Raw genomic sequence first — 23,060 nt, forward strand, 5'->3', positions numbered from 1 at the left:
TAATGAATTTTATTATTAGAATTACACTAAGTTGAAACAGCTTGAATTACCAGAAAAAAAAGACCCGACAAGCGGGTCTTATGTAACAAAGTATAAACCTTTTACCTAAAGGTGGCTCTCGTACACAGCCAGTGCTTGATCAAGGTCGGCTAGTAAATCTGCTACATCTTCAAGGCCAATGTGAAGTCTTATCACTGGACCTTGCGACCAACCCGTTTCTGAGCGAAGCCCTTTCATGCTCAGGTTTGCCGTGACTAAGCTCTCATAACCGCCCCAAGAAAAGCCCATTTTAAAATGGTGCAGGCTATCTAAAAACGCATCAATCGCTTGTTGATTACCTTGCTTCATTACAAATGAAAATAAGCCATTACTGCCATCAAAGTCTCGTTTAAAGAACTCATGACCCGGACACGTTGCAAAGGCCGGATGGCGAATATGATCAACCAATGGATGTGTTTCAAGCCATTTAGCCACTTCAATGGCTGCTTGTTCATGCTGTTTTAAACGCACAGCCATAGTACGTAGACCACGTAGCGCTAAATAGGCATCATCCGCAGAAGTACATTGACCAAGTAGGTATGAATTTTCTCGAAGGGTTGGCCAATACTTTTTATTGGCGACCGCCACCCCCATCATCACATCTGAATGACCAACAATGTATTTTGTAGCAGCTTGAATACTAATATCAACACCATGCTCAAGCGGTCTAAAATGCAGGCCATTACCCCAGGTGTTATCTAACATAGTCATAACACCGCGCTCATTTGCCTTAGCAACCATGGCTGGCACATCTTGCACTTCCATGGTGATTGAGCCCGGTGATTCTAAAAACAATACGCGCGTGTTCTCTTTAATAAGTTCACTAATCCCTGCACCAATTCCCGGCGGGTAATAGGTTGTTTCAATCCCTAATCCAGCCAGTATTTTGTCACAAAAATCCCGGGTAGGTTCGTAGGCAGTATCCACCATTAAAATATGATCGCCCGTTTTCACAAACGAGAGTAGCGCATTGCTTATTGCAGCCGCACCTGATGGATATAGCGCACAGCCTTCGCCGCCTTCTAGTTCTGCAATTGCTTCTTGAAGAGCAAAGTGTGTCGTCGTACCGCGGCGGCCATAAAATAAAGTTTTGTCGCCTCGTTTCTTCGCCGCTGCTTTTAAATCAGCCACTGAATCGAATACTACCGTTGATGCACGTTGCACCACAGGGTTCACAACCCCTTGTGTGTACGCTTTTTTACGCCCTGCAGAGACGATTTGGGTATTTTTATTTGTCTTTGTCATAATTTATCCAAGCTGTGCTTTACAGGTTGCGCCAGTGCTCAACCAAAAATCGAGAAATAGAATCTTGTCGGGTTAGTTTAAGATGACTACCCTGTTCATGCCATTGGCCAAATTCATTAAGTTCAGCGCGGCTAAACCATCTTGCGTCATCTAACTCGTCTTTATCTACCTGAATATCTTCTGAAACCGCTGTGGCCATAAAGCCAAACATAATTGATGACGGAAAAGGCCAAGGCTGTGAAGCGATATATTGAATATCTGTCACCGCAACACCAGCTTCTTCCATAACTTCGCGAGCCACGGCTTGCTCTAGTGTTTCACCTGGGTCAACAAAGCCCGCAAGTGTTGAAAAAACACCTTCTGGCCAGCTAGCTTGACGGCCTAGCAAACAGCGCTCAACTCCGTCTGAAAAGGTTTTAGTCACGATCATAATCACGGCAGGATCGGTGCGCGGAAAAGTTTGATGCTGGCAAGTTTGGTTTTCACATAAACGCGAATGCCCTGCTTCAACCATATTATTTTCATGACCACAACGCCCACAAAAACGGTGTGTTGCGTGCCAAAAACACAAGCCCCTTGCCAGTGCCGCAATAGACCCTTGTTTAAGCTCAACTTGTGGGCCTAACTTGCGAATATCAACAAACTCAGCGCCATTGAGCATAGGCTCAATGAGTGAGTCTGGTTCATGGCTGACATCTAAAGCAAAGTGAGCCACATTATCGTCGTCTAACCCCAATAAAATGCCTTTTGATAAATCGAGGTGATCGACTTGAGATAAGCGTAAATAACACACTTCAGGACTGTCTTTAACAAATAAACTTTGATTGTTATTGACCAATAACCAGCGACTCTGAGAATTCATTTGAGCCTTTAACCACTTAGGATCTTTACGGCGATTTGATGCACGATCCAATGGCATTTGAGAGTAATTCAGCATGGCGTTCCTTGAAAATAGTTTACTCGCTAAAACTACCATAAGCTGATGATAAACCCAATTTATTACAGGCATAAAAAAAGCCCAACCAGGGCTTTTTTATTCTCTCTCACAATTTTACAAGGTCGCGAGGTGCGCTTGTAGTTTTTGGTTCTCAGCTTCAATATGCTGATAAAACTCTAAATCTTCTAGTTTACTTGCGGCAGCTTTATCTATGATGATCACCGCATCTTTATGAAGTTGCAGAGCCGAAGCTGGGCATTTGGCCATTAACGGGCCTTCTACCATAGCGTGAACGGCATCAGCTTTACTTGCACCGGTTGCTAAAAGCACTACTTTTTTGGCTTCTAAAATAGTACCAATACCCATAGTGATTGATAAATGCGGTTGATATTCGCCTTCTGCAAAAAATCGCGCATTGTCTTCAATCGTCGCTTTTGTCAGTGTTTTAACTCGGGTGCGTGATGTCAAACCTGAAGAAGGTTCGTTAAAGCCGATATGACCATTACGGCCAATACCAAGTAGCTGTATATCAACACCACCAGCTGCTGTGATTTTTTGTTCATATTCAGTGCAAGCAACAAGCGGATTTACTGCATCACCCGGCGGTACATGGGTGTTCTGTTTATCGATATCTACATGGTTAAATAGCTGTTCATTCATAAAGTAGCGGTAACTTTGTGGATGTTCGCCAGTTAAACCTAAATACTCATCTAAATTAAATGTTGTCGCTTGGCTAAACGAAATCTCGCCAGCTTTATTTTTAGCAATCAGCTCTTGATATAAAGCAACCGGCGTTGAACCAGTTGCAAGGCCTAGTACTGATGCAGGTTTTTTTAATAGTTGTTTAGCAAAGATGTTAGCACCATACGCTGCAACTTGGGCTGCATCATCAAGAATTACTATTTGCATATCGATTAGCTCTAATTATTTAAATTGAAAAAAATGGCTCTAAAACCCAACCCCACGTGCAATCGAGTTGGGTTTTAGACTAACCACTGCCAGGATACATTACAGTAGTTAAAACCATTATGACAACGCTGTCATTATCACTTTTAGCCTTACCTTTGTAAAGTAAAAGTGAATAAAAAATTACTCTTTTTGTTGGTGTTTAATAATTATCAAACACTAACAAAGATCTTACGGCGATACATCCAATGCAATACCAGCATTTGTACTGCTAATAACGCTATCACCGCCATCAGAGGTTGCCATGCCTCTGGCACAGCTCGAACCACCCCACCAAATACGCTTTGGCTTACATAACCCCAATTCACTAGACTTGACGCTAAATAAATAATAATTGAGTTTGCACCTATGATCACAAAGGGATACGCAGCGCGTTGCCCCGGCAAAATATCAACCAGTGCATAAAATATGGCGAGCAATATGGCACTCCAGCCAACGGTTACAAGCACAAATGAACTGGTCCAAAGTTCTTTATTTACTGGGAACTGTAAATCCCATAACCAACCTAAACATACACTTACCGCCCCTGCGGCGAACAGTAATGCGGTCATTTTCCACTCGCCAATTTGCTGAGCACGAGCAACTAATTGCCCTGCAAACACGCCCATTAATGCATTTACAATCGCTGGTATATTCGACAATACACCTTCAGGGTCCACCACACGGTTTTGATAACTAATACCCGGTAGTAAGTGCGCATCAAACCATGCATTCCAACTGCCTGCAGCCGAAAGGTCGCCAGCACTGCCACCCGGCACTGGCACAAAACAAAGCAGTAACCAATAAGCCACTAAAATAGCGCCTGCAGTAATAATTTGTGTTCGCAAACTAGTGTGCCAAACCAACATTGCACAGAAAAACCATGCAATAGCGATACGTCCAAGCACACTGACATAACGAATTTCATCCAACGCCATTGGCATCCCTGTGCCCCAGCCGTGGTTATACAAAATACCTAATAAGCACAATAGCAAAAGACGCTTACCCGCCTTGCGGTAATACACTTTGCGCTCATCAAACGGTAAATGGTCAATGCGTTTGGGGGCTAGCCCCATCGCCACACCCGATAAGAATATAAATAATGGGAAAATCAGATCGTAAAATGTGAAGCCATGCCAAACACTATGCACTGTGTGCGCTTCAAAAACTTTCCAGCCAGTCCAGCCAGTTAAAACGAATAGCGCTGCAAATAGTGACTGTCCACCTAATATCCAAAACATATCCATGCCGCGCAATGCATCCAGCGATGCCAATCGTTTTCTTGTTGGTTGTGTTGTTGTCATTGTTTACCTTTAATACAAAAAGCCCCGCGATACTTCGGCGGGGATTTTTCCAGGGAAGTTCTTACAAAGCTTTACCAGCTATATATGTCGCTTTTACATATTGGTCATCATCTAGCACAACAAAATCAGCATCAAAACCGCTCAGCAAGCGACCTTTTTTATGTAAACCTAAATATTGTGCAGGATAAAGTGATGCCATTCGTAAGCTCTCAGCAAGGCTAACATCCAATGTGTTCACTGTGTTACGCACCGCACTTGCCATATCAAGTACGCTACCTGCTAATTCACCAGTAGTTGAATTTAATCGATCGCCAGTACGAATAACTTTACGACCATCAAAGAAATCAAACTCCATATCGTCAGTACCCACAGGTGGCATTGCATCTGTGACTAACATAATTTTTCCGCGCTGTTTGCTGCGAATTGCTAATTTTGCTGATGAAGGGTGCACATGATGACCATCAACAATTAAGCCGCACCAGCTGTTATCATCCCAAAGTGCAGCACCAACAACACCCGGCTCTCGAGATGTAAACGCTGACATCGCATTAAATAAATGGGTGAATCCATCAGCTCCTGCCGCAAGTGCAGCATTGGTAGTCGCAAAATCCGCATTAGTGTGGCCAATAGATACCTTTACGCCACACTCAACTAGGCGCTCAATATCATCAGCACTAACATTCTCAGGCGCTAAGGTAACCATTTTAATGCCTAGATCTTGGCGTGCATAAATCGCAAATTCTTGCTCTGTGATTGGGCGAATAAACTGCTCGCTATGGGTGCCTTTTTTCCCTAATGAAAGGTGCGGTCCTTCGAAGTGTACGCCCATAACGCCCGGGATCCCTTCAGCAATTGCTTGTGCAGTGGCATCTGCGGCTTTTGCCATGACTTCGACTTTGTCGGTAATCAGCGTTGGCATAATCGCTGTTGAACCAAACTGACCATGTGCTTTGGCTATTTTATCTAAACAATCTGGTGTTTGTTCAGCGTTAAAAAACGCCCCACCACCGCCATTCACTTGTACATCAATAAAACCTGGCGCGACTAAACCCGTTAATGCAACGGCATCAGCATGTGCTTCAACACGCTTAAACACGCCATTGTCGACGCTAAAATATACGTCAGATAAAAATTCGTCACCGGTAAACAATTTACTTGCATGATAAATCGTCATTACAAACTTACCTCTTGGTTTTGTTCAAGCACAGATTGCTGAGCAAAATACACAGCGCCCATTTCGGGTGGTTGAATCGGCGCTTCAACTCGTTTCGCTATATCTTCATCAAGCCAACAGTTTAATGGTTCAGCTAAACCACCGATCATAGATAAACGTGGAGGGTTATTTTCAAGTAATCGGTGTGCTAGTTTACTGACGTAATTAGCTCCTTCCTTAACAATTTCAATCGCTACTTGGTCGTTATTTTTTGCAGCTTCAAATACATAACGTGCTAATTTGGCAAAACTACTCGAAGGCTGCCCTGACATTTGCTCGACAATCCCCATGGCATTATCCACCGAGAAATGCTGACAAATCACATCTGTTAACTCTGTTTTTTCACCCAAACCATCTAAATCAAGTAATGCGTTTTTTATAGCTTCAAGCCCCATCCATGCACCACTGCCCTTATCACCAAGAGCAAAACCATGACCACCATAGTTTGTGGTATGACCCGCAACACAAGAGAATCCACATGAGCCCGTACCGGTTATAATTACCGCACCATCGCTACCTTCGTGTGCACCAATACAAGCAGTATGTAAATCGGTGGTGAGAAACATTTGTTTAAATGGATGGTCCCATTCCATAATCTTGTCGTACAAACTAGGTAGGTTTACACCTGCCAGACCCAAACCAGCATACAGTTGATGAACTGTCTCAAGTGGTAATCCAGCATCTCGAAGAGCTAACTGTGTTGAGACCATTATTGATTCAAGCGTGCGTTCTAAACCATGTAATGGGTTCGCGGGGCCACCAAGGCCGGTTCCTAATACACCTTGCTTAACAGAGTAGATAGTAGCTCGGCATTTTGTTCCGCCACCATCAATACCAATAAACAATTGGTCCTCACTCACACTCTTCGCCATCATTTAACGACCCCTAGCCTTCGTTTAGTTTTTATTTAAATCGCATTATTTTTATTCTAAGAATGCGAAATGATCTCAACCTTTGTTGATTTAATGTTACACAACAAATGACAGCGTTGTCATTACTTTTTTTATAAAAATGCACATTAGTTTAAAATTTACCTACAACACTTTGAAACTAAAGAGCATTATTCGTGAGTAATAAATAAAAAAACGTCCAGTAATCACTTCTCAACTTATTCTCGCTACTTTTTTGAGTGCAAATTAGCGACAAAGCTCCATGTTACTGTGCTTTTATATACTCAGTATTGTATCTAATATTAGCTTAGCGCAAATAATACTTTAGTTAAACATTTTATTTAAAATGGAATATTTTTTTCTATCTTGATAACAACAGTGAATCATCAATACAGTGAAACTCAGCAGCGGCTTGCTTTAATATATCGGCAGTGAGGTGCTCTGCTCCATAGACATCACACGGTAGCTGATAATTATTCGCTAAGTGACCAAGCAATAACGCAAAATCACCATCGCCCGAAAGTAATACCATTTTATCGAGCTGCTTGGCATGCTCTAGCATATCAATGGTAATGCCAACATCCCAATCCCCTTTTGCACTACCATCTCTGCGCTGAATAAAAGGTTTCAGTTTTACCTCAAAACCAATTGCGCGCAGAATATTTTGAAACTGCGATTGCTTTTCGTCACCTCGGTATATTGCATACGCAATAGCACAATCAATTTGGTAGCGTTCGCTCATCTGTGCCCAAAAGGCATTGTAGTCAAAATTTTTCTTGTAGCTTTCTTTACAGGTGTAATAAATGTTTTGTACATCTACAAAGATACCGACTTTTGGCTTATCAACTACTGGCATAATTATTCTGTTTTTAGTGATTTGTGTTCACTGTAGCATATCTAGGTTGATATTTACGAAAAAGTAACCTAAATTGGTTACATAAAACAAAGTAACCTAAATTGGTTACATAAAACAAAGTAACCAAATTTGGTTACTTATCGCGATGTAACTAAATTAAGTTACTTAATCTAAGGGATCATAATGATTGCGGTGATCAGTGGTGATTTAATTAAATCACAAAAAATTCCACAACAAGAATACGACGCCATGCTTTATCAGCTTGATCAAAGCTTACGCTTTGTTGCTAAGCGCTTTAACGCAAGCTTTACCATTTACCGTGGCGATGCATTGCAAGTACAGCTAACAGAGCCTGAGCTGGTATGTCATGCTGCCATCTTGTTGTATTTGCAAATGAAGGCAGCCAATTATGAGCTGCGACAAAGTTTGGCTATTGGCTCACTCGACAACCCCCGCGCCGATATAAAAACAGCCACAGGCAGTGCTTATACCATATCTGGTCGCGGCTTAGATAACATCGGCCAGCAACGTTTGGTGATCAATATTGAAAATAACACCCTTGAAGAAGCCTTTGCGCTTAATATTGCTTTTGTCGAAGTCCTGCTTGAAAAAATGAGTCAAAAGCAGGCCAATGCGCTGTTTTATTATTTAACCGTCGAAAATAACAGCCATGCAGAGCTTGCCAAAGAGCTTAATACCAGCCGAGAGAATGTCACTAAGTTACTCAACCTAGCCCATTATCAACTTATCGAGCGCTTTATAAATTACAGCCAAACCACACTCAAAGGATTGTTATGACCAGTTTTGCTCTATTACTCACCGCGTTAGTACTAGGTCACTTACTTGCTGACTTTTATTGGCAACCAATGAGCTGGGTGCATGATAGAAACAACCGTCACTTTCGTGCCAGCAAACTCTACTTGCACGTATTAACACATGGCGTGACCTCTTTAGCTGTGCTAACGCTGTGGGAATACACCTACGGCTGGCAAGAGTTCTCTCGGGTATTGTTAGCAACTGTGGCGATTATGCTGAGCCACTATGTCATTGACTTGGCAAAATCGTACTCAAATAAAGGCGTGGTGCCCTTTATACTCGACCAACTAGCCCACCTTGTTGTGATTGTAATGCTAACGGTTTGGCTTACCGATAAAAATGAATTTTATAGTTTAACATGGCAAAAGCTGATTGCCCTCGATACCTTGTTTGTTATTGCAGCTTATTTATTGGTGCTTAACCCAAGCTCTGTGTTTATTCGCATGATGCTAGAAAAAATCAATATCCAGATCAACAATGAAGGCAGTATTCCTGCTGCGGGTCATTTTATTGGCTTGCTAGAGCGGGTATTAATGTTGAGCTTTATCTTGCTGGGTGAATTCGGCGGTGTGGGCTTTCTACTGGCAGCAAAATCTATCTTTCGCTTTGGTGATTTAAAAGAAAGTAGCGAAAAACAACTCACCGAATATGTCATGCTGGGCACTTTATTAAGTGTCACCGTGACACTCTTTATTGGTGTCGCCACCTTGTATTGCATTAAACTCTTTTAATCGCTTAGAAAAACAAAAACGCGCAATTGCGCGTTTTTTGTTTTTACTGTTATCAACTATCCGCAGCGGGTTTACGTCTTGGGCGAGATGGCCCAGACACACGCTGACGATTACCCGCAGGTTTATTACCTGTGGGTTTGTTGTTATTCGATTTATTAGCGTTATTACTGCCTTTTTGGTTTTGGCCCTGCTCTTTACCTTTACCCTGCCATTTACCTTGTGAAGGTCGCTTTTGCGATTTAGGTTTTGGCTTTTGTGCAGGTTTTGCTGCGCCTTGACCATCTTGTGCTTTTGGCTTTTTCGGTTTCTTTGGCTTTTTAGGCTTGATTGGGCGCGTATCTAGCGGCTTTTCAGCAACCGGTTTACTTGGCTCAAAGCCAGCTTCTGTTGCACGCGGAATAAGCTCACCAATAAAGCGCTCAATACCATATAAATCATCGGCATCATCAGCTGTAACAAACGAAATAGCATGACCCGATGCACCCGCTCGGCCCGTACGGCCAATACGGTGTACGTAATCTTCATAAATATTCGGTAAATCGTAGTTAACAACATGAGGTAGCTCAACAATATCAAGGCCTCGGGCAACGATATCAGTTGCAACTAGTACGCGCACTTCACCCGATTTAAAGCCTTCAAGCGCTTTAACGCGAGCACCTTGCGATTTATTGCCGTGAATAGCAGCTCCCACAATCTCATCGCGTTCAAGCTGCTTAACTAAGCGGTTCGCACCATGTTTGGTACGGCAAAATACTAATACTTGCTGCCAATCATTGCTACGGATCAAATGACTAAGTAGTGCTGTTTTGCGTGTTTTATCGACCGCATAAACAGACTGCGAAACCGTTTTAGCTGTGGTGTTTTTTGCTGCGACTGAAATTTCAACGGGGTCGTTAATTAGCCCTTTTGCAAGTTCACGAATTTCATCAGAGAAAGTAGCTGAAAACATCAGGTTTTGACGTTTAGCTGGCAATTTAGCAATGATACGTTTGATGTCATGAATAAAGCCCATATCGAGCATACGGTCGGCTTCATCAAGGATCAGCACTTCTAAATCATCAAACTTAACAGCATTTTGATTATGTAGGTCTAACAAGCGACCTGGTGTTGCCACTAAAATATCAACACCTTTGCGAAGGCGCAGCATTTGTGGGTTAATTTTAACGCCACCATAAACAACAAATGAGCTGACATTTGAATGTTTTGCATATTGCTCAACATTTTCACTTACTTGTAAAGCAAGCTCACGAGTTGGTGCCAGTACTAATGCTCGTACTTTATTACCACCCGCTTTAGGGCCTTTTGACAAGCGCTCAATTAACGGCAGCGTAAAACCCGCAGTTTTACCTGTGCCCGTTTGCGCTGCAGCCATAACATCTCGGCCTTCAATGATCGCAGGGATAGCTTGTGATTGAATAGGCGTTGGTGCTTCATAGCCCTTTTCTAAAACTGCATTTACTAAAGCTGGTGATAAACCTAACCCATCAAAACTCATACTATCTCTCTTTAAAAAATTCAGCCGATACGGCGAAGTGCGCGCATTATACCTAGGATAGTCAATAATGCATGGAATTATTTACAAACTCATATTTTATAATGAGCTTGGTCGATTAATTTAAGGCATAAAAAAAGCGGCTCAAATGCCGCTTTGTCTCATATACCCAAACCACCTCAGGGTGGTTTGGGTATAGCTAATCTTTACTTAACACCAAGCTCGCGTAAACGCTCTTGTAGGTAGCTGTCTGCGGTGTAGCGCTCAGATAGCACAACATCAGGACGCGGGTGTAAGAATAATGGTAACGAAATACGTGATTTCGTTGACGCTTTACCCGTTGGGTTGATCACTCGGTGAATCGTAGATGGGAAGTAACCACCTGACGCTTCTTGAAGCATGTCGCCAATATTGATGATCAGGTTACCAAAATCACATGGTACGTCTAACCAACCGCCATCCGTTGTTTGTACTTGTAAACCAGGCTCATTCGCCGCAGGTAATACAGTTAATAGGTTGATGTCACCATGCGCTGCCGCACGGATTGCACCTGGCTCTTCATCACCAGTCATTGGTGGGTAATGAAGAATACGCAGGAGTGTTTGCTCTGAGTTAGCAATCATATCTTTAAGATCGATAGAGAACTTAGCGCGCACTTCTTCTGGTGCTTCAGCTTGAACCCAGCTTAATAATGTAGCTGCAAACTCATTCGCTAAACGGTAGTACTCACGAATTTCTTCTTCTAGCTGTGCTGGAACACGGCCTTTTGGATAAACGTGGTAGTACTCTTTAATATCTTTAACGGTAAAGCCTTTTGCAACTTCTGACACTGATGGTGGGAAATAACCATCTTGTGTCTCTTTTGAAAATAAAAACTCGTGCTTTTGCTCAGAATTAAAGAATTCTTGCCAATTCTTGTAAATAGACTCAACTAATGACTGAGGGATTGGGTGATTTTTTAATACACCGAAACCTGTGTTTCTTAGTGACTCAACAAATTGAGCGGCCGCATCGCTCGCTTTATAATCAACGGTAGGTAAATGTTGCATTGTCTTTTCCAGTGAATAAGGTTCTAGAAGTCTGTGCTAAGCATAGCATTTCTTCATTATAGCGCTTCGCGAGGATAGAGAAACACAGGCAAAAACATAAGGACTTATGTCCGCCCCTACCTTGCTTAACTCCTTAAGTTTGATACAGATCAACTAAGCATTTAAGTAGTATAATATGCACTATCATCTAAACTTAGGTATGACCAACTAGACACGTTTCAACGCAAAAGGATCGCTAATGTTCAAAAGGCTGCAAATGTTACTTTTCAGTGCGCTCATACTCATTACCAATCAGGTTATCTCAGCAGAGCAAGCAAACTATAAAGTCGAAAATATTAAAGACAACGTATATCGCTTTAGCGCTGGCCATTACCACAGCGCTTTTATGATTGTTGATAACCTTGCCTTAGTGACTGATCCTATCAATAGCGACGCCGCAAAATACCTAAAAAACTATATCAAGAAAACCTTTAACGCCGAAATCAAATTCATGCTGTACAGCCATAGCCATGTTGACCATGCGATGGGCGGTAATGAGCTAATCGATAACAACACCACGGTCGTTGCTCATCAATTTGCAGCTGAGGACCTTAAATTAAACAAAGTGCCTACGGCTCTGCCTGATCTTACTTTTACCGATACACTCAAAGTCGATTTAGGTGATAGCTACGTGCTGCTTAATTACTATGGGCCTAATAATGGCCGAGGTAATGTCAGTATGCGTTTTATGCCTGCCAATGTACTTTATGTTGTTGATTGGATTGTGCTTGGCCGCATGCCATATAAAAACCTGATTGGTTACGATATTAACGGCATGCTGCATTCAACCAAAGCGGTGCTAAATGAACCTGCTTTTGCTGCATTTATAGGTGGCCATGCAGATACTGGCAACCGCGATGATGTTGTCTCGTACTTACACTATATTCAAGACTTACACACTGCCGTGCGCGATGGCATGTTAAAAGGTAAAAACCTTGCGACCTTACAAAAAGAAATAAGCTTGCCTAAATACAGCCATTTAAAAATGTACCAGCAATGGCTACCACTGAATATTGAGGGTGTGTATAACAACCTTGTCGAGATGGGCTATTTTAATTTTCGCAGCGACATTGATGCTCAGTTTTAACTGAGCATCAATGGCGGGATAAAAACGCGTTAAGTTCTTTACTCATACGTGCAACAAGCGATTTTGGGCCACCATCATACATATCGTTATGGCGCGAACCTTTAAGCTTAATTTGCGTCACTGGGTATATAGCGAGCTCTTGCGGCGTTAGCAATACGTTGTCATCTGCTGGGTAATCGCTACCGCGTAGTGTCAGTACAGCAATATTTTTGTTTCGCGGGATCAGCATACGGCGATGATCAAGGGTGATCAGCTTAGCTACCTTAGCGGGATAAATAGCCGCATATAATGCTGCAATATCTCCCCCATTTGAGTGCCCAAATAAAGTGAGCTTATTAAAGTCATACTCAGGATAACGCTTTGCAAGTTCTACGGCTAAAAACTCAAGGGTTTGTACACCACGGTGCCAGTTTTCCATGCGTGTGGTCATGTATGGTGGCTCCGGGTTTAAACTCGGATCACCTTTTAACTCATGAGCAACTTCAACCGTTAAATAACCATGCTGATGAAAGGCCTGCTGGGCAAATTGATAGTCTGTATGTGCCATACCATAGCCTGCCCCAATAAACGCCACGGGGCATTTCTTCTTTATCGTACATTTGCTATCGGCTTCTGTAATGGTCACCGGAATATGGCGTGCCCGCTCAGTATCAAACAGTGTCTCTGTTTGATTTGCAAAGGCTGTTTGCCCGCAAAGAGTTAAAGCAAGCATTAGCGCCGCCTTTTTAATATTTAACATGATAATTTGAATTCTAAGCTACGTTTAACCATAGGCCACTCACCATCAATAATTGAAAACACCACGGTGTCGCGTACGCATCCATCGGCCATAATTTGGTGATTACGAAGCACCCCATCTTGTTTTGCTCCTAGGCGAGCAATGGCATTGCGCGAAGCCTGGTTATGCCAATGAGTACGAAACTCAACGGCAATCACATTAAGTGTTTCGAATGCATAACTCAGCAGCAGTTTTTTACAATCAGTATTAACCCCAGTACGCTGAAAACGCTTGGCATACCAGGTATAGCCAATTTCTAAACGGCGGTTTTTACTGTCGATATTACAAAAGCGAGTTGAGCCTATCACCTCATCGGTGTGTTTATCGATGACAGCAAATGGTAATGCGCGACCAAGTGACAGTTGTTCAAACGCCATACTTAAATAATCGTCAACACGTTCTTCGTTGGGCACTGAGGTAAACCACAATTCCCAAAGCTTTCCATCTGAAGCGGCGCTTACCAAAGCATCGCGATGCTCAAGCGTTAACGGCACTAATTTTACAAATTGACCTTCCAAGGTAATGGGACTTAAATTCATAACTTTCCTTAACCCAAATTAGCAAAAATATTTAATCCACCAGCTCTATATCGAGCCCTGCTAATAAATCCAACGCAGCATAACGTTCAAATTTGGCCTTACTGATATTGTTAGCTGTTATATCAATGGCGAAGTGGCTGGCACCAATAAAATTAGCTTTACTGAGGTTGGTTTGTTGAAACAAGCTGTCACGAAAGTCCGTATCAGTAAAATCAGCTGAAGATAAATCTGCATGTCTAAAATCAACATCTTTGGCAAAACAGCTACGCATTTTTAAAGCTTTTAAACTAAGTTCAAAAAAGCTGCTGTGGCTAAGTTCACAGCCAACAAAACTCACTGGGGCACGGCTGGCAAGTAGCGGCCAATCAACATCAGTAAAGCGCACGCTGGTTAATTTACACTGTTTAAAGCTTACTTCTTCAAGCGAGGTGTATCTAAGCCCAAGCGCAGCTAAATTATAGTTTTTAAACTCGCACTCTATGAACCGACAGTTTTCAAACTGACTATTGCTAAAGTCACAGTCGATAAATTCACATTGCTCAAATTCGCAATGCGAAAATGTTTTCCCTGCAAGGTTTACTTCAAAGGTGTGTTCAAAATAAAGCGAATGGCTTGCGATCACGCGGTGGTCTCAATATCTTGTTTAAGCGCAAGTACTGCAATAAAAATAAGACCAAACAATGGAATTAGCGCTAGTAACCCACCAATAACGGCCACCACGATTGGTGTTGAGGTTTTGCGCTTACCTAAGTAATAGCTGATAGCGGCAAACACAGGAATTAAAATAACAATTATTTGCCCGATTAAAGTTGCACTGATATTCATTCTCTCTCCTTGAAGAACATACTAAAAAATCATTTAAGCACAAAAAAACCCTAAGGCATACACCTTAGGGTTATTATTCATTAAGTCTTATAATTCAGGCTATTATGAATTATTCAGCGTCTTTCGCTACAACATCAATTGCAAGCTCAGTTAATGCATCTGCATTTGCTTTGCTTGGTGCATCTGTTAATAAACATGATGCTTGAGTTGTTTTAGGGAAAGCAATAACGTCACGAATGTTATCAGTACCGCATAACAACATAACTAAGCGGTCAAGACCAAACGCAAGACCTGCATGCGGTGGTGTACCGTATTTAAGTGCGTCAAGTAAGAAACCAAACTTGTCTTGCTGCTCTTGCGCTTCGATACCTAAAATTCTGAATGCTGTTTCTTGCATTTCTGCATTGTGAATACGCACCGAACCACCACCAACTTCGTAGCCGTTTAATACCATGTCGTATGCATCTGATAGTGCACCTGCTGGGTTTGCTTCAAGCTCTTCAGGAGAAATACCTTTCGGTGCAGTGAATGGGTGGTGAACCGCATGCAATGTACCTTCGTCGTCTTCTTCGAACATAGGGAAGTCAACAACCCATAATGGTTTCCAGCTATCAAGATCAGTAATGCCTAAATCAACACCAATCTTAAGACGTAGCGCACCCATTGCTTCGTTAACAACGTTGCGCTTGTCAGCACCGAATAAAATGATGTCGCCAGGTTGTGCGTTAGTACGCTCAAGTAATTGGTTGATCACCTCTTCGTTTAAGAACTTAGCGATTGGTGATTGTACACCTTCAACGCCCGCAGCACGGTCGTTCACTTTCATCCATGCTAGGCCTTTCGCGCCATAGATACCGATGAATTTAGTGTAATCGTCGATTTGTTTACGAGAAAGCTCAGCACCGCCTGGTACAGTTAATACTGCAACACGGCCTTTTTCGTCATTAGCAGGACCAGAGAATACTTTAAACTCAACGTCTTTTACTAAATCAGCAACGTCAACAAGCTGCATTGGGTTACGTAGGTCTGGTTTATCAGAACCATATAAACGCATTGCTTCGCTGTAAGGCATAACTGGGAAGTCGCCTAAGTCAACGTCTAGTAATGATTGCCACATTTCGCGGATCATTTTCTCAGTCATTGCACGCACTTGATCAGAGCTCATGAATGACGTCTCTAAATCGATTTGTGTGAATTCTGGCTGACGGTCAGCACGTAAGTCTTCGTCACGGAAACATTTAACAATTTGATAGTAACGGTCAAAACCCGACATCATTAATAATTGTTTAAATAACTGTGGTGACTGAGGTAAAGCGTAGAAGCTACCTTTGTGAACACGGCTAGGTACTAAGTAGTCACGCGCACCTTCTGGTGTTGCTTTTGTTAGTACCGGTGTTTCGATATCTAAGAAACCGTTGTCATCTAAGAAACGACGCACAAAGCTGCTCGCTTTTGCACGAAGTTTGATACGGTCGCTCATTTCAAGACGACGTAAATCTAGGTAACGGTATTTTAAGCGGCGCTCTTCAGAGTTTTGCTGATTAAAATCAAGTGGTAATGGCTCTGAACGGTTGATGATAGTTAAGCTTGTGCCTAAAATTTCAACTTCACCTGTTGCCATGTCTATGTTTACTTGGCTTTCAGGGCGTGCGCGAACAACACCTTTTAACTGCACACAAAACTCTTGACGTAGTTTATTCGCAGTATCCATTAATCCTTCTACTTCAGGATCAAAAACAACTTGTACTAAACCTTCTCTGTCACGTAAATCGACGAAGATAAGGCCACCAAGGTCACGGCGTTTGTTGATCCAACCACATAGTTCAACTTCTTGATCTACGTGAGATTTATTTAGCTGTCCGCAATATATAGAGCGCATAGTATTCCTGTCAGTTAAAGACTTATAGCCGCCTGCTCTTAAGAGTTCGCTATTTTGAGAGCAAAAGCCACTATACAAAGTAATCATTTAAGGCAGAGCATTATACCCAAACCATCTCAAAATGCGAGTGCCAGCAGTGCCTGTCGGGGGGCTAAATATATGCCCCGGCTTCTGAGCAAACATTTCTTTTGTTACACTAGACATAATTTAAATTTATTGGTTGATTAAATGCTGTACTTAGGTTGTCCGCAGTGGTCTAGCACCGCATGGAAAGGAAATTTGCTCTCTAGTCACTGTAAAAGCGCCGACATGCTCAGTGAGTATGCGCAATGCTTTAACTCAGTCGAGGGCAACACCAGTTTTTATGCTGACCCAAGTCATGAGTCATTAGTGCGCTGGCATGATGCGGTACCCGAAGACTTTAAATTTACTTTTAAGTTTCACCGGCGTTTTAGTCACGAATTACAACTGACGAATATAGATAGTGAGCTTAATGCGTGGCTAAACTTATTTGAGCCCATTTTTGCTAAAACGGGGCAAATCATGTTGCAGCTACCCCGTGCCTTTGGCCCAGATGCCCTACCCCTGCTTGCTAATTTTATTGCACAACTACCTAAACAACTTAGTTTCGGTGTAGAAGTACGTCACCCCGGCTTCTTTAATAAGGATGATGCTGAGATTCGTTTAAATCAGCTGTTAATTGAAAATAATATAGATCGTATCAGTATGGATACCCGCGCTTTATTTGCCGTACCCGCCGATACCGATGCACTCATTGATGCGCAAAAGAAAAAACCTTATTTACCTGTGCATGCCATTGCAACAGGAAATCAGCCCATGCTGCGCTTTGTGATTGCCAGTCTTGAACATGAATACAAGTCGTATTACCAGCCATGGCTGAAAAAAGTAAAGCAATGGCTTGATGAAGGAAAATCACCCTATTTGTTTTTTCATACCGCAGATAATCGCCAGTCACCACTTTTAGCAAGACAGTTTTGCCAAGATTTAGGTTACAATCACCCCGTGCTTGCGCCTTTTATAGGTGAACGCGAAGCAAGCCAAAGCAGTTTATTTTAGCGCCCGATTTATCAGAGAAAACATGAAAGATTACAGCCGTTATTTTCAAGGTTACCCGCCGCACATCATTGAGCAAGTGTTACAGCTATTTAATGGCGACAGAGCTGCTAAATACCTAAAGGGCAAATACCCTGATGCGCATAGTATTACCAGCGATAAAGCTTTATACAATTACGCCACTGAACTAAAAAAGCGCTACCTTAAAAATGCCCTGCCTTTTGGCCGTGCTGCATTCAAAAAACAAGGCGATATGGTCACAAATGCCTTAGGCACCCATACTTTTCGTATGCAAGGTAAAACCCGAAAACACGATCTTGCCATTAATAGCGACCTACTTCGCGCACCTGAACCACTTCTCAAAGCACTCGTCGTACATGAACTGGCTCATTTTAAAGAAAAAGACCACAACAAAGCCTTCTATCAACTATGTTGCCACATGGAGCCGCAATACCATCAACTAGAACTGGATTTAAGAATATTCAGTGTGCTGGTAGGTGAAGGGAAGAATCCGTATTAAAGCTATCAGCTATCAGCTATCAGCTATCAGCTATCAGCTATCAGCTATCAGCTATCAGCTATCAGCTATCAAAACATAAAACCTGAGGAATGAATGTTAAGCTCTTGTTGTTCAAAAACTCTAATAACTATCCTCCATCTCGATCAGCTAAAAACTGACGGCTGAAAGCTGACAGCTAAGTTTCTGAAACCTCAAACCTTCTTTGCCCTATCAGCTGCCCAGACTCGGTAACCACTTTAACGACCCATTTCCCTGCAGCATTAGCAGGGAAATTCGTTTTATGACTCCACGCTCGATAACCCTCTTTACGACCACCAGAAATATCCAAGGCTATACGGTCAACTTCTTTTCGATTATGCACCCAAACATGAAAGATTTTTTCATTTAAACCTCGCGGTGCTTTTACTGCACTAAAACTATATAGACCTTTTTCATGCAAGCTCTGCTCGCTGAGTTCTGTTATTGGCGAAAGTGGTTTACGGGCTTGTTCATCAAGCTGATACGACATGCTCATATCGGTTAAACGCAGTGCCGCAGGTGGCACAAAGCTACGCAATTGCCAAAGCCCAACACCTAATGCACAAAGCAATAACACCAACAACGGAAAACGCCACCATTTCGCATTAGGCATCAAATTACCAAGACTTGGAATTGTTAAAATAACAGCTGTTATCAGTGCAATTTCAAAACTTTGGCTGGTCGTTAACTTTAATAAAATTGGCAAGGTAACCGACAACACGACAAACAAAGAAAAGCTATGAAACACACTAAACCACACACTGTGCCTTGCAAGCTTTTTGTAATAGAGGGGGTCAACAACAGAAACGAACGCACAAAGAATAATTAAAGCGGTGAACGCGGCCTGACCATGGTCCCAAGTAGTCACCGCCAAGAAAAATGGTAAAGCAAAAAACAAACTTTCTTGCTGCACAACTTGTAGCGCAAAGCGCATCACGTTAGGTGACACCGCCACACCAAAACGCTCCTCTACTTTATCTCTTAGCCAGTTATCTATTAACAACCACAACCAAGTGACTAATAACAAAATAGAGATAAGTTGCGAAAACGATTCTTTTCTTTCAACAAAGACATAGCTTGCCACACCACTGCAAAAAGCCAACACCGCCATCAACCCCGGCCGCTTCTGCATCATGAAAACAAATTTAGTTATAAAGTTTTTTAAGTAATTCATGCATTCATCAAATCCATTTAAGGCTTTATGAGTAAAGCACAAATTGGATGAATGTAGGCTTTAAAACTAGCTTTAAGTTCAAAGCTTTAAGCTGTAAGTTTTGAGCCAAGACTAGTTACTCAACTGCATCGATTATGAAGGTTCGTAAATAACAATTTGACTCAACCACCAGTTAAGTTCATCGTCAATTTGCCATGCCTCACATGAATTCAGATGTTTTAAAATTACCTGCTTATCAGACTGACAACTAACTGCTTTTAATACAAGGTTACCATTTTCCCAAAGTGTTGCCCTTGCTATAAGGCCATTGCCCTTAATTTCAATGTATTGAGCTTTAGTTGGCTCACCCAATTCAGCAGAAAGAACCACCTTGAGATTTTCAATTGTCAAAATTTTAGATTTTGAATTTCTCCAATTTTCTAATTCTTGTAGCACTATTTTCCTCAACCTAAGAGTGTAAGCAATTGCTACCAAACACTATTTTTTATACCAAGGTCGCTTACAAGGCCCTTAACCTAATGAGTCAAAGCAAATTTCCGTGTAACTCTCATGTGAAATACCAAGGTTAAATTTTCCATACTCAGCTTGATTAGATTCGCTATCTTCAAGCCAAAGTTGTTTTGCTTCTAACAAATCAGAAATATTATCAATCTCTCGGACTCCATTAAGTACAACATGTAAAGTCTCCGATTGAGTTTGGAATGTCACAAACACTTGAAACTCACTCCCAGAGCGTTTTAACTTCACTTCATCGACTATAACTTCTTGGTATATGTGATTAAATTTCAATTCAATTGCCTATTGAGTTATTTCAGTAGATTAATTTATGTATTACACACCAAAAGATTAACTTAACGAAAGCTGCAAAACCATATTTCAAACTTAGAGCTTAGTACCCTCAATTGAATTTCAGCGTTGAAATAAACTCAACATAAAACACTAAGTGCTATAGCCTTTTAAAAACAAAAAAGCGCGGTCTGACCCGCGCCTCTATTTTATCTGACGGCTGATAGCTGACAGCTCAAGTCGTTGGGTTACAAACCAAGTTCTGCCATAAAATCATCATCTGCATCGTCTGCTTGTGATGATGCTTTTTGCTTTTCAGCTTTTTGTTTAGCTTCATTTTCGATGATGTCATCTGGGTCAACGGCTTCTGAAATATCAAAATCATGTAGTTTGATAAATTCAGTTTTATCCATCGCAAGCTCTAGATAGAAGATATTTTGCTTCGCAGTAGTGAAGGTCACACGGCGCGCTTGTGGTCTATCCATGGTGGTATCAACAGAGATTTGCACCTGCTTGTTAATCGCCATCATCTTAGGTTGGTTTTGCGTGATAGAAGTATGCAGCTGGTCGCGTACTTTTGACGTAAAGTCACCAACGATTTGGTTCATCAGCTCGCCGAGTACGTTTGCCACATCATCTGATAAATGGCTTTGTGCAATTTCGTCTTCTGGCATACCCATGTTGCGCATATAGTCATGGTAAATTTCCATGGCTGCTTGGGCTGTGAAGTTTGTTACCACAAGGCCAGTAAAACCACCATCGAACAATACAAAACAGCCAATATCTGGGCGCATACAGGTGCGGGTTATTTTTTGTACCATGGCAGAATAACTAATACTATTACCACTTGCTGAAGACAGAACTCCAGTCACTGAATGACACAGAGTTGATAAGATATCTTCTGTACTAATCACTTTGCTTTTTGTCATTAAACTTCTCTTTTTTGTACTTGTTATTGATAATTCTAGCCAAGCTACTGAATTTATCACTGACTATCCAGTTAAAAATGCTAAAATAGCGGTATTATTTTTTAAAGAGACTGTTCACGTGACGCAAAAAGACAGTATTTATGCCACTGAGCAAGCGGTTAAAGACTTTAGCTTTGACCAACATGTAGTAGAAGTTTTCCCAGATATGATCCAGCGCTCGGTGCCGGGTTACGCAACCATTGTTAGCACCATAGGTAAACTGGCTGGCGAATACGCGCAAAGTAATTCAAACCTATACGACTTAGGCTGTTCACTTGGTGCAGTAACGTTAAGTATGCGCCGTAATATTCGCACCGATAACTGTAATATTATTGCCGTTGATAACTCAGAAGCGATGGTTGAGCGTTGTAAATTACATTTACAAGGTTTTCGCTCTGACGTGCCAGTCACTGTCACGCTGGGTGATATAAACGATTTAGCCATCGAGAATGCCTCTGTGGTGGCGATGAACTTTACACTACAGTTTATTCCACCTGAAAAGCGCCAAGCGGTGCTTGAAAAGATTTACGCAAATTTAAAACCAGGCGGCGTTTTGCTGCTGAGCGAAAAAATTAGAGGTGAAAATGAGCAATGCGATAATTTGCTCATTGATTTACATCATGATTTTAAACGTCATAACGGCTATTCAGAGCTTGAGATCAGCCAAAAGCGCACAGCTATCGAAAATGTCATGCGCCCTGATCATTTATCTACCCACTTAAACCGATTAAGTGAAATTGGTTTTAGCCAAACGCAAGTGTGGTATCAATGTTTTAACTTCTGTTCGATGATTGCAATCAAGTAATCATCACAACGATATAAAGAGTATTTCATGTCTCAATGGTTTAACCAATTTTATGCTGCTATCGCACAAAGCCCGCTTAGTCACTGGCTCGAAACTTTACCTGGCCAATTAAAGCACTGGGAACTCGAAGCCAGTCACGGCGATTTACCTAAATGGCAAAAAGTGCTGAAAAACTTACCTGAGGTAAGCACAAACCATGTAAACCTGCAGGATAAAGTACAAATCGGCACCGGTGATGAGCTATCTGAGGGTCAGCAAAAACAGTTAACGCATTTATTAAAGCGCATGATGCCATGGCGTAAAGGGCCATTTAGCTTACACGGTATCGAGATTGATACTGAGTGGCGCAGTGATTGGAAATGGGATCGTTTACTGCCTCATATTGAACCGTTAAAAGGCCGCACTGTGCTTGATATTGGTTGTGGTTCTGGTTATCACTTGTGGCGTATGCGCGGTGAAGGCGCTAATTTTGTAGTAGGTATCGATCCATCTGATTTATTCTTATGCCAATTTCAAGCGATAAAGCATTATCACCAAGATGAAAACGTGCATTTATTGCCATTAGGTGTTGAAGCTCTGCCAGAGCTAAAAGCATTTGATACGGTATTTTCGATGGGTGTTTTATATCATCGTCGTTCACCAATCGACTTTTTAGCGCAATTAAAAGCGCAGCTTCGTCCTGGCGGTGAGTTAGTCCTTGAAACACTGGTTGTTGAAGGTGATGAGCACACAGTTTTAGTGCCAACCGACCGTTATGCAAAAATGCGTAATGTGTGGTTTATCCCAAGCACCGCGGCATTAAAACTATGGATGGAGCGCGTTGGCTTTAAAGATGTACAAGTTAAAGACTGTGCAATCACAACGCTTGAAGAACAACGTAAAACCCAGTGGATGGAAAACGAATCATTGGTCGACTTTTTAGACCCAAATGACACCAGCAAAACCATTGAAGGTTACCCAGCCCCCCTACGCGCTATTTTAACTGCGAAAGCTTAACAAATAGTGAGAAGTCTCTAGTTACAAGGTCAAAGTGACATTTACTTGATACTTT

General features: G+C 41.9%; 25 protein-coding genes. 7 read left to right on the forward strand and 18 right to left on the reverse strand.

Features of this window, described 5'->3' with window-relative positions; translation table 11 throughout:
* Positions 1-105: 105 nt before the first annotated feature.
* The 7 genes from L1264_RS07985 to L1264_RS08015 form a co-directional block, all read right to left on the reverse strand.
* The gene (locus tag L1264_RS07985) at positions 106-1,284 is read right to left on the reverse strand and encodes a cystathionine beta-lyase (protein WP_135924202.1); all 1,179 of its coding nucleotides are present in this window, start codon (positions 1,282-1,284) and stop codon (positions 106-108) included.
* 19 nt (positions 1,285-1,303) lie between these two features.
* Positions 1,304-2,221, reverse strand: a complete 918-nt coding sequence (gene nudC, locus L1264_RS07990; protein ID WP_135924201.1) for an NAD(+) diphosphatase — start codon at positions 2,219-2,221, stop codon at positions 1,304-1,306.
* 114 nt (positions 2,222-2,335) lie between these two features.
* Positions 2,336-3,130, reverse strand: a complete 795-nt coding sequence (nagB, locus tag L1264_RS07995) for a glucosamine-6-phosphate deaminase (RefSeq protein ID WP_138558935.1) — start codon at positions 3,128-3,130, stop codon at positions 2,336-2,338.
* Between the two features lie 209 nt (positions 3,131-3,339).
* Complete coding sequence (gene nagX, locus L1264_RS08000) at positions 3,340-4,470, reverse strand: transmembrane glucosamine N-acetyltransferase NagX (protein WP_199525770.1); 1,131 nt, start codon at positions 4,468-4,470, stop codon at positions 3,340-3,342.
* A 61-nt stretch (positions 4,471-4,531) separates the two neighbouring features.
* Positions 4,532-5,644 carry an N-acetylglucosamine-6-phosphate deacetylase gene (gene nagA / locus L1264_RS08005; RefSeq protein ID WP_199525771.1) on the reverse strand — a complete coding sequence of 371 codons (1,113 nt, stop codon included), beginning with the start codon at positions 5,642-5,644 and terminating at the stop codon, positions 4,532-4,534.
* Positions 5,644-6,558 (reverse strand): N-acetylglucosamine kinase, encoded by a 915-nt coding sequence (nagK, locus tag L1264_RS08010; RefSeq protein WP_135924197.1) that lies wholly within the window; start codon positions 6,556-6,558, stop codon positions 5,644-5,646. Before nagK ends, nagA begins: the two co-directional genes overlap by 1 nt.
* A 376-nt stretch (positions 6,559-6,934) precedes the next feature.
* Entirely contained in the window at positions 6,935-7,429 is a 495-nt protein-coding gene (locus L1264_RS08015) for a LabA-like NYN domain-containing protein (RefSeq protein ID WP_235403862.1), read from the reverse strand.
* A gap of 183 nt (positions 7,430-7,612) precedes the next feature.
* Here L1264_RS08015 and L1264_RS08020 point away from each other — a divergent pair, with 183 nt between their 5' ends.
* On the forward strand, positions 7,613-8,227 hold the full coding sequence (locus L1264_RS08020; RefSeq protein ID WP_199525774.1) for a hypothetical protein: 615 nt from the start codon (positions 7,613-7,615) through the stop codon (positions 8,225-8,227).
* A complete protein-coding gene (locus L1264_RS08025) occupies positions 8,224-8,976 on the forward strand; it encodes a DUF3307 domain-containing protein (RefSeq protein WP_199525776.1) in 753 nt (250 codons plus the stop codon). The genes L1264_RS08020 and L1264_RS08025 overlap by 4 nt, the downstream gene beginning before the upstream one ends.
* Before the next feature lie 52 nt (positions 8,977-9,028).
* Here the strand turns inward: L1264_RS08025 and L1264_RS08030 are convergent, their stop codons facing one another.
* Entirely contained in the window at positions 9,029-10,471 is a 1,443-nt protein-coding gene (locus L1264_RS08030) for a DEAD/DEAH box helicase (RefSeq protein WP_199525778.1), read from the reverse strand.
* Between the two features lie 203 nt (positions 10,472-10,674).
* On the reverse strand, positions 10,675-11,517 hold the full coding sequence (locus L1264_RS08035) for an isopenicillin N synthase family dioxygenase (protein ID WP_135924192.1): 843 nt from the start codon (positions 11,515-11,517) through the stop codon (positions 10,675-10,677).
* 238 nt (positions 11,518-11,755) lie between these two features.
* On the opposite strand from L1264_RS08035, the gene L1264_RS08040 reads away from it, so the two are divergent.
* Positions 11,756-12,643 carry an MBL fold metallo-hydrolase gene (locus tag L1264_RS08040; protein WP_235403863.1) on the forward strand — a complete coding sequence of 296 codons (888 nt, stop codon included), beginning with the start codon at positions 11,756-11,758 and terminating at the stop codon, positions 12,641-12,643.
* A 7-nt stretch (positions 12,644-12,650) separates the two neighbouring features.
* Here the strand turns inward: L1264_RS08040 and L1264_RS08045 are convergent, their stop codons facing one another.
* From L1264_RS08045 to aspS, 5 genes are all read right to left on the reverse strand, one after another.
* Positions 12,651-13,355, reverse strand: a complete 705-nt coding sequence (locus L1264_RS08045; RefSeq protein ID WP_235403864.1) for an alpha/beta hydrolase — start codon at positions 13,353-13,355, stop codon at positions 12,651-12,653.
* Between the two features lie 20 nt (positions 13,356-13,375).
* Positions 13,376-13,960 (reverse strand): GNAT family N-acetyltransferase, encoded by a 585-nt coding sequence (locus L1264_RS08050; protein WP_199525780.1) that lies wholly within the window; start codon positions 13,958-13,960, stop codon positions 13,376-13,378.
* Between the two features lie 31 nt (positions 13,961-13,991).
* Entirely contained in the window at positions 13,992-14,579 is a 588-nt protein-coding gene (locus L1264_RS08055; protein WP_199525840.1) for a pentapeptide repeat-containing protein, read from the reverse strand.
* Entirely contained in the window at positions 14,579-14,785 is a 207-nt protein-coding gene (locus tag L1264_RS08060; RefSeq protein WP_199525781.1) for a hypothetical protein, read from the reverse strand. The genes L1264_RS08055 and L1264_RS08060 overlap by 1 nt, the downstream gene beginning before the upstream one ends.
* Before the next feature lie 109 nt (positions 14,786-14,894).
* Complete coding sequence (aspS, locus tag L1264_RS08065; protein WP_199525782.1) at positions 14,895-16,664, reverse strand: aspartate--tRNA ligase; 1,770 nt, start codon at positions 16,662-16,664, stop codon at positions 14,895-14,897.
* Between the two features lie 228 nt (positions 16,665-16,892).
* Between aspS and L1264_RS08070 the strand changes: the two genes are divergently transcribed.
* Together L1264_RS08070 and L1264_RS08075 are read left to right on the forward strand one after the other, a co-directional pair.
* Positions 16,893-17,741, forward strand: a complete 849-nt coding sequence (locus L1264_RS08070; RefSeq protein WP_199525783.1) for a DUF72 domain-containing protein — start codon at positions 16,893-16,895, stop codon at positions 17,739-17,741.
* A 22-nt stretch (positions 17,742-17,763) separates the two neighbouring features.
* Complete coding sequence (locus L1264_RS08075) at positions 17,764-18,258, forward strand: M48 metallopeptidase family protein (RefSeq protein WP_130167071.1); 495 nt, start codon at positions 17,764-17,766, stop codon at positions 18,256-18,258.
* A gap of 175 nt (positions 18,259-18,433) precedes the next feature.
* On the opposite strand, the gene L1264_RS08080 is transcribed toward L1264_RS08075, so the two are convergent.
* From L1264_RS08080 to L1264_RS08095, 4 genes are all read right to left on the reverse strand, one after another.
* Positions 18,434-19,450, reverse strand: coding sequence for a DUF5924 family protein (locus L1264_RS08080; RefSeq protein ID WP_199525784.1), 1,017 nt, complete (start codon positions 19,448-19,450; stop codon positions 18,434-18,436).
* A gap of 132 nt (positions 19,451-19,582) precedes the next feature.
* On the reverse strand, positions 19,583-19,885 hold the full coding sequence (locus tag L1264_RS08085) for an immunity protein TriTu family protein (RefSeq protein WP_199525785.1): 303 nt from the start codon (positions 19,883-19,885) through the stop codon (positions 19,583-19,585).
* Positions 19,886-19,960: 75 nt separating this feature from the next.
* Positions 19,961-20,239 carry a hypothetical protein gene (locus L1264_RS08090; RefSeq protein WP_199525787.1) on the reverse strand — a complete coding sequence of 93 codons (279 nt, stop codon included), beginning with the start codon at positions 20,237-20,239 and terminating at the stop codon, positions 19,961-19,963.
* A gap of 245 nt (positions 20,240-20,484) precedes the next feature.
* A complete protein-coding gene (locus L1264_RS08095) occupies positions 20,485-21,165 on the reverse strand; it encodes a DUF3334 family protein (protein ID WP_054561772.1) in 681 nt (226 codons plus the stop codon).
* A gap of 118 nt (positions 21,166-21,283) precedes the next feature.
* Here L1264_RS08095 and cmoA point away from each other — a divergent pair, with 118 nt between their 5' ends.
* Both cmoA and cmoB read left to right on the forward strand, forming a co-directional pair.
* Entirely contained in the window at positions 21,284-22,009 is a 726-nt protein-coding gene (gene cmoA, locus L1264_RS08100) for a carboxy-S-adenosyl-L-methionine synthase CmoA (protein WP_063706202.1), read from the forward strand.
* Positions 22,010-22,036: 27 nt separating this feature from the next.
* Entirely contained in the window at positions 22,037-23,005 is a 969-nt protein-coding gene (cmoB, locus tag L1264_RS08105; protein ID WP_054551592.1) for a tRNA 5-methoxyuridine(34)/uridine 5-oxyacetic acid(34) synthase CmoB, read from the forward strand.
* Positions 23,006-23,060 lie beyond the last annotated feature (55 nt).

Source organism: Pseudoalteromonas sp. APAL1 (assembly GCF_021532475.1).
Taxonomy (GTDB): domain Bacteria; phylum Pseudomonadota; class Gammaproteobacteria; order Enterobacterales; family Alteromonadaceae; genus Pseudoalteromonas; species Pseudoalteromonas lipolytica_C.